The sequence below is a fragment of the Actinomyces oris genome (genome assembly GCF_006546825.1).
In the GTDB taxonomy this organism is placed as follows: domain Bacteria; phylum Actinomycetota; class Actinomycetes; order Actinomycetales; family Actinomycetaceae; genus Actinomyces; species Actinomyces oris.
Map to the genome: position 1 here is coordinate 315,632 of NZ_VICC01000004.1, position 12,492 is coordinate 328,123.

A 12,492-nucleotide genomic window follows, 5' to 3' on the forward strand; every position below is an offset into this window, starting at 1 on the left:
CAGCCGATGGTGGGCGACGACGGTGGCACGGACCATTCCTCGCGACCGGGCTGAGACGCCCCTGACCTCCGACTACTCTGGGCCCATGACACAGACCGGTGCGACCGCCAGCCGTCCCTTCGTTCCCGTGGCCGAAGGCGGAGGGAGAATCGACTCCGAGACCGGCGCCCTGCGCGAGGTGATCGTCCACCGTCCCGGCGGGGAGATCGCCCGCCTGACCCCCATCAACGCCGACTCCCTGCTCTTCGACGACGCCCTCAACATCCCCCGGGCCCAGGCCGAGCACGACGCCTTCACTGCGATCCTGCGCTCCGAGGGCGTCATCGTCCACGACTTCCGCGAGCTGTTCACCGAGGTCCTGGCCGTCCCCGAAGCCCGCCGGCTGGTCCTGGACGAGGCCGTCGGCCCCGACGTCGTCGGCGTCTCCGCCTCCGAGCTGCTCATCGACTACTTCCAGTCCCTGCCCGACGCCGACCTCGCCGAGGTGCTCCTGGGCGGCATCACCCGCAGCGAGCTGCGCGAGCGCCTCAGCTCTTCCGAGGGGCGCGACCTGTTCTCCTCCACCTACCTGTCCACCCTGGAGGGGCCGTTCGTCGTCACTCCGCTACCCAACCTGCTCTTCACCCGCGACGCGTCGGCCTGGCTCTACGGCGGGGTCTCGGTCAACTCCATGGCCCTGGAGCCGCGCCGTCGTGAGGCCATTGGCTACGAGGCCGTCTACCGCCACCACCCGGCCTTCGGTCCACGTCTGGCCGAGTTCGCCGGCTCCGATGGCCCGGAGGCCCGCCTGTGGCGCGAGGTGGGGCGGGTCTCGGCCGCCTCAACCATCGAGGGCGGCGACTTCCAGATCCTGGGCAACCGGACCCTCGTCATGGGCCTGACCCACCGTTCCACCGCCGCCGGCGTGGAGCGCCTGGCCTCCCAGCTCTTCGCCTCCGGCGTGGCCGACCGGGTCGTCGGCGTCCACATGCCCGACGCCGCCTTCTACACCCAGCTCGAGGCCGTCATGCACCTGGACACCCTCATGACGATGGTCAGCCCCGACACCTACCTGCGCTTCCCCGGCTTCACCGAGGTCACCACTGTGGAGATCGAGCCCGCAGCGGCTGGACGCTCCCTCCAGGTGACGGTCCACGAGGGCTCTCAGATGGATGCGGTCCTCGCCCGCGCCGCCGGCATCGACTCCTTCCGTGTCATCAGCCCCGGCGCCTCCGACGAGGCCGAGGCCCTGCGCGAGCTCGCCCGGGACTCCTGCAACGTCGTGGCCCTGGCCCCCGGGCGCGTCATCGGCTACGCCCACAACCAGCGCGCCAACGACGCCCTGCGCAAGGCCGGCATCGAGGTCGTCGAGACCCCCGGCGTCGAGCTCGTGCGCGGCCGCGGCGGCTCGCACTGCATGACCTGCCCCGTCACCCGCGACGCGGTGTGAGACCGGCCGGTCAGGGCGCTCAGAGCAGCCGGCAGGCCCCCGGCCCCGGCCTGGTAACGATCACCGCGGCCTGCTCCGCGCCCGGCTTGCGGTCCCGGTAGGCCTCGATCCACTGCGCGGCGAAGGCCTCGGCCTCATCGGCCCGCACCAGGGCGTACACCGACCCGCCCCACCCGGCGCCGAAGGAGGAGGCGCCAATGGCGCCTGCCTGGCGGGCCAACGACACCATGAGCCGGGTCTGCGGCACCTGGTTGCCCAGGCCGCGGTCGGCCAGCTCCTGGGAGCGCCGGAGGACCTCACCCACACCCGGGTCGGCCGCAGCGATCATCCGGGCACCGGCGGGAACCAGGACGAGGGACTCGATGAGGAACTGCTCGATGCGCTGCCTCTCGTAGCCGGGCTCGCACAGCCCCAGCAGCTCCTTCAGGGCCGGGTCGCCGGCCGCCTGCTCGCCGGTGGCCTCCCCGACCAGGTGCCTGACCGCACCGGCCATGGAGGCGTCAGTGCGTCCGGTGGTCTCATTCCACCTGGCCAGCACCGCCTGGACGGTGCTCGGCCCGCGGTTGTAGTCCTCCAGGGCCGCACCCGTCTTGTGGGCCAGCACCCCGCTCACACCGACGACGAGCGCCCACTGGGTGGGGAAGGAGATGGTCTGATCGATGCGCATCGGGTCGAATCCGGCCAGGAGCAGCCGGTCCTGGGCGCCGCACAGCATGCCGGTGTGGTCCTCGCTCCCGCCGCGGGTGCCCACCCCTCTGGTCCCCGGCAGGTCCCGCCACGCCCGTCCGCCCTCCACGGCGGCGAGGTATCCGGCCAGGGACAGCCGGTCGGGCATCGACTCGACCCACCGGGGATCCTCGTCCCAGCCGTTGAGGGAGGCCAGGGCCAGGGCCGTGGCGCACACCAGTGCGGAGGACGAGCTCATCCCGGAGGCCGGCGGCAGGTCCGAGGAGAGGGACAGGTGGGCCGCGGCGCCCGCCCCGAAGTTGAGGGTGAGGCGGTCCAGCACGGTCTGAAGGTAGCGGCCCCAGTGGCCCGGCTCCAGGCCCGGGTCCACCCCGGCGCGCAGGGTCACCGGATCGCCGTAGTCCGTGGTGGCGGTCAGGGACCCCGGCGGCCCCGCCACGCGACGCGCCCGAGCCGTGATCGCCCGGTCGACGGCACCGACCAGGACCGAGCCGCCGGCGTAGTCGGTGTGCTTGCCCAGCACCTCGACGCGCCCGGGCACCCGCCAGGCGGTCTCCTCGGGCGCCTCACTCAACGCCCCGTGCGTCTCCTGGCTCACAGCGACACCGCCGTCCCGGACAGGCGGGCCTCGACTTCGGCGATGTCCTCACGCCGCGACAGGTCCAGGACCCCGCCGGTCACAGGGAGGACCGAGACCGGACCGGGCAGGGCGCGCACGGCGTCGACGATCTCCAGCTCCCCGCGCGGCGAGGGGGTGATGCGGCGGCAGGCGGCGAAGATCTCCGGGGTGAACCGGAAGGCGTTCATTGACACCGGGGCGTGGGGCCCGGCGGCCCGAACCACCTCCGCTGAGGGCTTCTCCACGATCTCCTCCAGCGCCCCGTCGCGGGCGCGCACGAGGGCGAAGGCGGCGATCCGCTCGGCGGGGATGTTGGACTCGGCCACCAGGGCGGCGCGGTCGAAGCCTGCCAGGGCGTTGCCCCGGTGGCGGGCCAGGTCGCGCAGCACCTGACGGGGGTAGTAGTTGTCCCCGTTGACCATGAGGAAGGGCTCCCCGCCTACGGCGGCCTCGGCGGACAGGACGGCGTCGGCCGTCCCCAAGGGGTTGACCTGGACGGCCAGGTCGATCGTGAGCCGGGTGAGCTCCAGGGAGTCGATGTGGCGGCGGAAGTCCTCGTGCTCGGGCCCCACGACCAGGACGGCCCGCTCGATCCCGGCGTCGACCAGGGCCGAAAGGCTGTAGTCGATGAGCCGGTGCTCGCCGATGGGCATGAGGGCCTTGTAGCCGCTGGCCGCGGCCGTGGCCTGCTGAGAGGTCAGGCCGGAGCCGGCCGGGCTGCTCGCCCGCATGCGTGTGCCCAGGCCCCTGGCCAGGACGACGGCGACACGGGTGCGCTCCGCCGCGCCGTCCACCGTCTCAGTGATCGCGTCTGTCATGGGTTCCTTCCTCCTACCCGTCTCAGGCATCCAGGCCGTAGTGGCTCGCGACGGCGGCCGCGGTGGCCCGGGCCTCGTCACCGGTGGGCATCTCGGCGAAGACCCGCAGGAGCGGCTCGGTCCCCGAGAAGCGGATCGTCACCCAGCCGCCGCAGGTGAAGTAGACCTTGCAGCCGTCCTCCCACGAGACGCGCTCGACATCGTGGGTGAAGTCGGGCAGGTCGTGAGCCCCGAAGATGCGCTCCTCAAGCTCGGTGCGCCGCTCGGAGGTGAAGCCGTAGGCGTTCTCCACCATGACGAGCTCACCGTACCGGGCCACGATGTCGGCGTAGAGCTCGGAGAGCCGCTTGCCCGAGGCCGCCACCGCCTCCACCAGTAGCGAGCCGGCGTAGACCCCGTCCTTGCCGGGGATGTGACCGCGCACGGTCAAGCCCCCGGAGGACTCGCCCCCGATGACGGCCCCGGTCTCGGCCATCTTGGCGCTGATCCACTTGAAGCCCACGGGCACCTCGTAGCAGACCTGCCCGTGGGCGGCCGCGACCCGGTCCAGCAGGTGAGTGGTGGACATGTTGCGCACAGCCGGACCGCTCCACCCCTTGCGGGTCAGCAGGTAGTCGTAGAGCAGGACCAGGACCTGGTTGGGGGTGAGGTAGGCGCCGGTGTCATCGATGATGCCCAGGCGGTCCGCGTCCCCGTCGGTGGCGATGCCCAGGTCCGCGCCGGACTCGACGACGGCGTTGCGCAGGGTGGTGACGGTCCCCTCAGTGGGTGAGGGCATGCGGCCCCCGAAGAGAGGGTCGTGGCGGTCGTGGATGACGTCCACCTGGCAGCGGGCGGTCAGCAGGATCGTCTGCAGGCTCGTCTCGGAGACCCCGAACATCGGGTCCAGCACGATGTGCATGTGGGCGTGGCGGATGGTCTCGGTGTCGAGCTTGTCGATGATGGCGTCCAGGTACCAGTTGATGGAGCGCTGGATGGTGACGAACTCGCTGGAGCGGGCCTCATGAGGCTCGACGCTGCGCACGTCCGCGTCGGTCAGGCCGTGCAGGGATGCGGTGAGCTCGTCGGTGACCGCCAGGTTGGCGTCGCGGCCGCCGGGCAGGAAGATCTTGATGCCGTTGTACAGGGCCGGGTTGTGGGAGGCGGTCACGGCCATCCCGTAGGCGGCCCCCAGGCGGCGCACCGTCCACATGGTGGTGGGGGTCGGGGAGGGGCGGTCGATGAGGGTGACCCGGATGCCGTTGCCGACGAGCACCTCAATGGCCCACCAGGCGGCGGTATCGGACAGGAAGCGCCGGTCGTAGCCGATGACGACGCCCTGCTCGGCCGTGCCCTCCTTCAGGATGCGGTTGGCCAGCCCCTGGGTCAGGAGCCTGACATTGGCGCGGGTGAACTCATCGCCGATCACGGCTCTCCAGCCGCCGGTGCCGAAGTGGATCATGGGGGTTCCTCTGCGGAGGCGCCGTTGCCCGGAACGGGGCGGCGAGGTGGATAGGGGTGTGGTGAGGGAGAGGCGCTGGGGGAGGGGCTCAGCCCTTGACGGCGCCGGCCGCCAGACCGGACTGCCAGAAGCGCTGCAGGCCCAGGAACAGCACGATCAGGGGGATGACGCCCAGGAGAGTGCCCTGGAGGAGCGCCCCGTACTGGGGGTTGAAGTAGGTCGACATGCCGTAGAGCCCCAGGGTGACGGGCTTGAGCTCGGCGGAGTTGATGGTCATCAGCGGCAGGAAGAAGTTGTTCCAGGTGGCCACGAAGATGAACAGGAAGATGGTCACCATCGCCGGTGCGAGCAGCCGCAGCACGATGGTGAAGAAGATACGGATCTCGCTGGCCCCGTCGATGCGGGCGGAGTCGATGATCTCGTTGGGCACCGAGGAGTCGGCGTAGACGCGGCCCAGGAAGACCCCGAAGGGGCTGACCGAGCACGGCAGGATGATCGACCAGACGGTGTTGGTCAGGTGCACGGCGTCGAGGACCAGGTACAGCGGGATGGTCAGCAGCGCGATGGGCATGAGCAGGCCGGAGAGGATGACGACCTGGACGGCGCCCCTGCCCGCGAACTCGAACTTCGCCAGGCCGTAGCCGGCGGCCACCGACAGGAGTGTGCCCAGCACCCCGGCGACGCTCGAGTAGATCAGGGAGTTGAGGATCCAGCGCCAGAAGAGCCCCTGGGTCCAGCTCATGAGCGCGCTGTAGTTGGTGGAGAAGCTGTTGCGTCCGGAGAACCACCACCCGGAGGTGGTCAGCAGGTCGGAGTTGGACTTGGTGGAGGAGATGATGAGCCAGTAGACCGGGCCGAGCATGTAGGCCAGGACGATGACCAGGACCGCGATGGTCACGGCCCGTGCGGGCACCGACGGGCGCAGCGAGCGAGGAGTGTCGGTGGGCTTCACTTGTCGATCCTGTTCTGCACGAGGGCGTAGAGGGCGGCCAGGACGCCGGCCACCAGGGCGATGAGGACGGAGATCGCCGAGGCCGGCCCCGAGCCGGACGGTGAGAGCGCACCGGTCATCGAGTTGTAGGCCATCATCATTGGCGTGTAGTCCAGCCCCATCCACTGGTTCTGGCTGTAGAGAACAGTGGGTTCGTTGAACAGCTGCACCGTCCCGATGATGGAGAGCAGGACCGCCAGCAGCGAGGCGGAACGAACCATGGGGATCTTGATACGCCGGACGATCTGCCAGCCGGTGGCCCCGTCGATGCGGGCGGCCTCGTAGAGCTCGCGGGGCACGGACTGCAGCGCCGCCAGGAAGATGAGCATGTTGTACCCGGTGAAGGTCCACGTCGTGATGTTGGCCATCGACCACAGGATGATGCTGCGACCGAAGAAGTCGACCTTGAGACCCACCAGTCCCAGCAGCTCATTGATGGGGGAGAAGCTGGGGTTGTACATGTAGAGCCACATGATCGCGGCCACGATCCCGGGGATCGCGTAGGGCAGGAAGAAGCCCAGGCGGAAGACCGTCACCCGCTTGACCAGGAGGGAGTCGAGCACCAGTGCCAGGGCGAGGGCCGCCAGGATCATGACCGGGACCTGGACCACGCCGAACAGCAGGACCCGCCCCAGTCCCTTCCAGAAGGCGGGCTGTCCCGCCGCCTGGACGTAGTTGTCCAGGCCCACGAAGGTGCTCACCTTCTCCCCGCCGCCGTAGAGGTCCGAGCCGGAGGCGACGTCGCGGAAGAAGGACCGGTAGACCGACACCACGATCGGAATGAGGAAGACGACGGCGAACATGGCCAGGAACGGGGCCACGAACCCGATGCCCGCCCGGGCCTCCCTGCGCTTTCGCAGCGAGGTGGTGCGGATGGCGGATGCGCCCGTGGTCGTTGTCGTCGTGCTCATGATGCTCTCACTTCGATCGTGGTGCCGGTGGCTGCCTGTGTCTGCCGGTGGGCTGTGCTCGATCGCCTACTCGGCGACGGGCAGGTTGGCGTCCTTCAGGGAGCTGACCGAGGTCTTCTGGGCCGCCTGGAAGATCTCATCGACCTTGCCGGTCCCCTTCCCGGCCGCCTCGGCGGCCTTGGTCATGGGGTCGGCCAGGGAGGGCCAGGTCGGCATGAAGCCGAACTTGGAGTTCACGGCCGCATTGGCCTTGGTGAACTCGGCGTAGACGTCCTGGCCTCCGAAGAAGGTGGAGATGGTCTGCGGGGTCTTCACCGGGGCCTTCGCGGTCAGGACCAGTCCCTGGGTGGCCAGGTCGTCGACCTGGGTGTTGAACCAGTCGTTGAAGGCCATGGCTCCCTCGGGGTTGGAGCAGCCCTTGAGGACGGCCACGCCCGAGCCGCCGTCGGGACCGGACATGGCCTTGTCACCGAAGGCGGGCAGCTGGGCGACCGCCCAGGACCCGGCATTGGGGGAGTCCTTCATGGTGTCGGCCAGGAGCGCGCCCTCCCAGGCGGCCCCGATGGTGCCGATGAGCTGCTGGTCGACCAGCGCCTTGCCGAAGGAGTCGTCCCAGCGGTTGGCCACGAGGGCCGACTTGGAGTCCAGGACCCCCTGCCAGAAGGAGGAGACCTTGGCGGTCTCGGGGCTGGAGACGTTGACCTTCCACTTGTCGTTCTCAGCGCTGAACCACTGGGCATTGGCCGCGGCTGCCTGGCCCGCCAGGGTGTTGGGGGCCTCGTCGGGCTCGAAGGCCAGGGCGTACTTGCCCTGCTCGGCCGCCTTCTTGGCGACCTCGGCCAGTTCGGCGCTCGTCGTGGGCACCTTCAGCCCGAGCTGGTCGAAGGCGGCCTTGTTGTAGAAGTAGACCAGTGGGCCGGAGTCCTGCGGCAGGCCAACGACGGTCTTGCCCACGGTCATCAGCGACATCGACCCCTCGGAGAAGTGCTCCTTGTACTTCTCGGCCTGGGCGGAGACGTCGGTGAGCAGGCCGGAGGCGTAGAGCTTGGGGATCTCGGCGTAGCCGACCTGGGCCAGGCAGGGGCCGGTCCCGGCCTTGACGTCGTTCTCCAGCTTGACGTTCATGTCCGCGGCCTTGCCGTCGAACTTGGTGGCCTCGACCTTCATGTCGGGGTGCGCGGCGTTCCAGCGGGCCACGATGTCGTTGACCTTCGTCATCCCCTCGCCATCGGGCAGGCGGTGCAGGTAGCGGATGACGCCGCCGGAGGAGGCCGAGCCGGATGAGCCGGTCGTGGCCGAGCATCCGGCGGTGAGCATCGCGAAGGCGAGCAGCGAGGCGGCCAGTGCGTGTTTCTTCATGGGAGTTTCCTTCTTCGTCATTGAAAAGGCCCGGCGTCTGCCGGAAGGAGTGGGGGCGCGGCGGAGCGGTGACGCGGAGTCGTCGATGCTGTTGGTGCCGGTGCGCGCCCGAGAGCGGAGAGTGGATATGGAACGGGGGTGCTCACTGCGAGGCAGCGGTGAGCCACTGGTGCCCTCCTTCCTCCAGACGGACCGTCCGGGGGCCCTGGGGGGTTGGCACCGTCGTGGTGACGGGCTCCAGGGAGTTGTTGATGACGAGGGTGGTGCGGCCGTCGGGGTAGGCGGCCACCTCCACCCTGGGGTCGAGGGCGGCCCACTGGGAGAACTCCTCCTGGCGGCCCGCGGCCCAGAAGACGGCCCGGTGCAGCAGCCGGGAGTTCTGGGCGCTGTACGGCAGGCCCGTGGCGTACACCGCCCGGCCCCGACCCGGCTCGTGGACCGCGAGGCGGACCTGGCCGTCCTCGGCGTCGAGAACCCGGGTGGCGGGACTGGTGACGACGATGTCGGGGGTCCCCTCGCCGTCGTCGAGGCCGCCGGTCAGGTCCTGGGTGATGAAGTGCTCCTGCACCTCGGGAGGCCGACGGCGTGTGCTCAGGCCCCAGCCGATCTCCCGGTCGACGCCCAGGACGTCGGCGAGCTGGAAGGTGACCCCGTGGGCGGGGTGGGCGCTGGGAGCCCCCACCCCGATGAGGCCGCCGCCGCCGGCCACGAAGGAGCTGACCGCGGCCACCAGCTCGGCATCCGCCCACTGCTCGCCCCCGGAGAAGGCGGTGCCCTCGGCGCCGGCGCAGATGAGGACCTTCACGTCCGGGGCCAGGCCGGCGCGCACGTCGTCGAAGGACAGGAACTCCACGTCCACCGGCAGGCCCGACAGCGCCTCGAGGACCCCCAGGTAGGTGTAGGTCTGGCGGTACCACAGCGCGTGCGCGACCATGTGCGTCATCCAGGAGCGCAGGCGGCCCCAGGAGTTGACGACCGCGACCTTGAAGCCGGGGGTCAGCGGCCGCCGCCCCGCGGAGCGCTCGTGGATGGAGCGGAACTCCGCGACGATCTGCTCGACGCGGTCGATGAAGTCGGGGTGCTCCACGGCCAGGGACAGGTAGCCGCCGTAGCCGATCCGGTCCAGGGGGGAGCGCACGATGGCGCGCCGGGCCTCCAGCCAGCTGCGGTTGGCCTCGGAGACGGGATCGCCCCCCGGGTGGAAGACATCGGGGAAGAAGTACGGCAGGAACCGACCCTCGGTGTAGCGCACGTGCGGGATGTCGGCGATCATCCGGCAGGTCGCCCCGGATCCGACCGAGCCGACGACGGCGTCCAGGCCGGTGCTGGCGAAGTGCTCGCCGTAGGGCTCGGTGCCGATCCAGTTGTCACCCAGGAACATCATCGCCTCCTTACCCTGGGCGTGGACGGCGTCGGTCAGCTCGCGCACCCGGGAGCACACGAAGCGCTGCTGGAAGTCGATCCAGTCGCGGAAGGCACGGGTGGGAACCCGGAAGGGGGAGTTGTAGTAGCCGGAGTCGACGAAGTCCTCGGCGGTCAGGCGGTAGCCGTACTCCTCCTCGAAGGCCTCCAGGGCGGGGACACTCACCGAGGCGGAGTAGCCGAACCAGTCGACGAAGCGCTCGGTGGCGTCGGCGCCGTAGACGAGGGTGAAGTGGTAGAAGAAGGTGGTGAAGCGGACCACGTCCACCTCGGGGTGCTCAGTGAGCCAGGCGCCCAGGTGGGTGCGCACGTGCGACCACGTGGCCTCGTGGCGCACGTCGAAGGGCTTCTCCTTGACGCGCGTGGGGTCCTCGTCCCAGCCGTTGGTGAGGTAGTTGTACATCTGGGTCGGGTCCCAGGTCTGGACCGCCAGGAAGCTGACGGTGTAGACGTGCCCGGCGAGGGCCTCGTGCACGGTCACCGTGCGCCCGTCGGCCTCGATGCTCCACGCGGAGGTGGGCAGCTCCTCACCGGTGGTGCGGTCGTGGGCCTGCCACCAGCGCGTCACGTCGCAGCCGGTGTCGGGGCGGACTTGGTCGGCGAACCAGGAGGCCAGCAGGTCGATGCTCACGGGGCCATCGGCAGTGGCGGCGACCCTGTCGGACATGAGGAAGATGCGCGTGGCCTCATCGGGGTGGGCGTCGGCCCAGGCGTTGTCGCCGCGGCCCACGAAGTAGGTCGAGTAGACCTTGGTGGCCAGCTCCGAGACGATGCCGGGCAGCTCGGTGCCGTCGGAGTTCCGCACGGCGTCGGCGCCCAGGCGGGCGATGAGGCGGCGGACCTCCTCATCCATGCCGGTCTGGATCGGCAGGGTGAGGCGTCCCCCCGCCTGAGAGGGGAGCGGCGCCGCGGGCTGGGTCTGAAGAGACATCAGCACTCCTTCGGGCTGAATAGTCTGAACTCCGAACAAACTACAGCATGCGGCTCCCGTCCGCTACTGGCGAGGCGGTCGATATGCCTGGTGGTGGCTAGGAGGCGGGCCTGAGATCGACCAGGGTGGGGTTGTCGAGCACGGACTCCAGCGCCACCAGGGCCGCCCCGTACGACGAGGCCCATTGGCCCAGGTGGGAGGTCTCCAGCCTCACGGCGGCGCGCTGGTCCAGCAGCCGGTCCTGCAGGGCGGAGGCAGTGGGGGAGATGAACACGTCGGCGAAGGCGGCCAGGTACCCCGACAGTACGATCACCTCGGGGTTGAGGACGTCCGTCAGGATCGCCAGGGCGCGCGCGAGCGCCCGCTGGGAGAGCTTCAGCCTCCGGGTGAGCTCGGCATCTCCGGCGTCGAAGCGCCGGCGCAGGAACTCGATGCGCTCATCCAGGGAGGTGGTCTCATCGCGCACCGCGTCGCCCGGCGGGTAGATCGAGGTCAGGGCCTGCAGTCCGGAGCGGGTCTCCCAGCAGCCGCGCCGCCCGCAGCGGCACTCCAGGCCCTCGGGCTCCACGGGCATGTGGCCAACCTCGCCGGTCAGGCCCAGCCAGCCGCGCAGGAGGTGGCCGTCGGAGATGATGCCGGCGCCGATCCCCTCACCTCCCGACAGATAGAGCAGGTTGCGCACCCCGTCCTGCGCGTAGCGCTCATAGGTGGCCAGTGCAGCGAGCTTGGCGTCGTTCTCCAGTGTGATGGTGGGGACGCTCCGGCCGGGGCCGATGCGGCGGGCGACTGCGTCGCGGACCCGGGCCGCCACGGCGACGTCGTGCCACTCCAGGGTGGAGGAGTAGCGCACGGTGTTGTCGGCGTAGTCGATGATCCCGGGCTGGGCCAGGACGATTCCCGGAACCGTCGTCCCCTGCCGCCTCAGCTGCTCCAGGGCCTGGGACAGCATGGCCGCCACGTGCTCGATCATCGTCTCGGGGCGGTGTCCGGCGTCGTCGACGAGCTCGCAGCGGCGCGCGACGACCTCTCCGGTCAGGTCCGTGATGGACAGCAGCAGTGAGGCGCCACTGATCTCCAGGCCGATGCCGGCCGCCGTGCGTGGAGCCGTGCGCAGGCCCGTGCTCGGTCTGCCGACGTTGCCCGACAGGTCCGGCTCCTCCTCGATGAGCAGCCCCCGGGAGCACAGGTCGGCCACCAGGGTTGAGACCGTCGCCTTGGACAGCCCCGTCTCACGGGCCAGGCGCGTGCGCGACAGAGCGGGACTCGTCTGAAGGTGACGCAGGATGAGGGACATGTTCGAGATGCGCACGTCGGCGTGGGCCTTGGGTCTGTGCGCGCCCGGGCCTCCGAGGGGTCCCCAGAGATCCGGTCCGTCCGCCGGGATCCATCCTGCAGCCGGCACGGCAGTCTCCTCCTCCGTCGGTGCCCGGTTGGTCCTGCGGACCGCGGGCGTGTCCCTCAGCGTAGTGATTCCAGGCGAGAGGGGAGTGGGTTTGGATGCGCGCCATGTTTGTTCCGCTGAGGGGTGGAGTAAGCCTGCGAAGCAAATATGACTATTGTCACACTTTAAGGCTCTGCGGACTTCCAGTTGCGTGTATGGACGTTGTTGGTTATGTGTTGCCGTTGGGTGCGTGCTTTGTGGGACTCTGGGGAAGACTCGATGTTCGTGATGATTTCAAGCATTCTCGATGCTCGTGGACCGCGGTGTCCGGCTGTGTGCGGCGGGTGGGTCCTGCCCCGTTCTGCGGCCGTGGCGCCGGGCACGCCCGCGGGCGTGTCAAGGCCTGAAGTCCCCTGAATTCGCGGGATTCTGCGCCTACTCAAATTGACCACTCGAACACTGCGCAGGACCATAAGACGGGCTTGCCGTCGTCGTTGGGTCCG

Annotated in this window: 9 protein-coding genes; 1 reads left to right on the forward strand and 8 read right to left on the reverse strand. The window is 69.8% G+C overall.

Annotated features, from left to right (window positions below):
* Positions 1-85: 85 nt before the first annotated feature.
* Positions 86-1,429, forward strand: coding sequence for an arginine deiminase (locus tag FK267_RS05650; protein WP_141406585.1), 1,344 nt, complete (start codon positions 86-88; stop codon positions 1,427-1,429).
* Positions 1,430-1,448: 19 nt separating this feature from the next.
* Here FK267_RS05650 and FK267_RS05655 read toward each other — a convergent pair whose 3' ends face one another.
* The 8 genes from FK267_RS05655 to FK267_RS05690 all read right to left on the reverse strand — a co-directional run bounded on the left by FK267_RS05655 (position 1,449) and on the right by FK267_RS05690 (position 11,917).
* Positions 1,449-2,714 carry a galactokinase family protein gene (locus tag FK267_RS05655; RefSeq protein WP_249039339.1) on the reverse strand — a complete coding sequence of 422 codons (1,266 nt, stop codon included), beginning with the start codon at positions 2,712-2,714 and terminating at the stop codon, positions 1,449-1,451.
* Positions 2,711-3,553 (reverse strand): nucleotidyltransferase family protein, encoded by an 843-nt coding sequence (locus FK267_RS05660; protein WP_020991768.1) that lies wholly within the window; start codon positions 3,551-3,553, stop codon positions 2,711-2,713. The genes FK267_RS05655 and FK267_RS05660 overlap by 4 nt, the downstream gene beginning before the upstream one ends.
* Before the next feature lie 22 nt (positions 3,554-3,575).
* Positions 3,576-4,994 (reverse strand): phosphoglucomutase/phosphomannomutase family protein, encoded by a 1,419-nt coding sequence (locus FK267_RS05665; RefSeq protein WP_003787203.1) that lies wholly within the window; start codon positions 4,992-4,994, stop codon positions 3,576-3,578.
* Positions 4,995-5,082: 88 nt separating this feature from the next.
* The gene (locus tag FK267_RS05670; protein ID WP_141406586.1) at positions 5,083-5,946 is read right to left on the reverse strand and encodes a carbohydrate ABC transporter permease; all 864 of its coding nucleotides are present in this window, start codon (positions 5,944-5,946) and stop codon (positions 5,083-5,085) included.
* Positions 5,943-6,896: a carbohydrate ABC transporter permease gene (locus tag FK267_RS05675; protein WP_003787199.1), complete on the reverse strand. Its 954-nt coding sequence runs from the start codon at positions 6,894-6,896 to the stop codon at positions 5,943-5,945. The genes FK267_RS05670 and FK267_RS05675 overlap by 4 nt, the downstream gene beginning before the upstream one ends.
* A gap of 66 nt (positions 6,897-6,962) precedes the next feature.
* Positions 6,963-8,255 (reverse strand): type 2 periplasmic-binding domain-containing protein, encoded by a 1,293-nt coding sequence (locus FK267_RS05680; RefSeq protein WP_083303154.1) that lies wholly within the window; start codon positions 8,253-8,255, stop codon positions 6,963-6,965.
* 142 nt (positions 8,256-8,397) lie between these two features.
* Complete coding sequence (gene gnpA / locus FK267_RS05685) at positions 8,398-10,608, reverse strand: 1,3-beta-galactosyl-N-acetylhexosamine phosphorylase (protein ID WP_141406587.1); 2,211 nt, start codon at positions 10,606-10,608, stop codon at positions 8,398-8,400.
* 97 nt (positions 10,609-10,705) lie between these two features.
* Positions 10,706-11,917, reverse strand: coding sequence for an ROK family transcriptional regulator (locus FK267_RS05690; protein ID WP_232622530.1), 1,212 nt, complete (start codon positions 11,915-11,917; stop codon positions 10,706-10,708).
* Positions 11,918-12,492: the final 575 nt, after the last annotated feature.

Bases quoted from the DNA above. Each gene is read 5' to 3' on its own strand.
- FK267_RS05650 (WP_141406585.1), top strand. From the start codon at position 86: ATGACACAGACCGGTGCGACCGCCAGCCGTCCCTTCGTTCCCGTGGCC.
- FK267_RS05680 (WP_083303154.1), bottom strand. From the start codon at position 8,255: ATGAAGAAACACGCACTGGCCGCCTCGCTGCTCGCCTTCGCGATGCTC.
- gnpA (WP_141406587.1), bottom strand. From the start codon at position 10,608: ATGTCTCTTCAGACCCAGCCCGCGGCGCCGCTCCCCTCTCAGGCGGGG.
- FK267_RS05665 (WP_003787203.1), bottom strand. From the start codon at position 4,994: ATGATCCACTTCGGCACCGGCGGCTGGAGAGCCGTGATCGGCGATGAG.
- FK267_RS05675 (WP_003787199.1), bottom strand. From the start codon at position 6,896: ATGAGCACGACGACAACGACCACGGGCGCATCCGCCATCCGCACCACC.
- FK267_RS05660 (WP_020991768.1), bottom strand. From the start codon at position 3,553: ATGACAGACGCGATCACTGAGACGGTGGACGGCGCGGCGGAGCGCACC.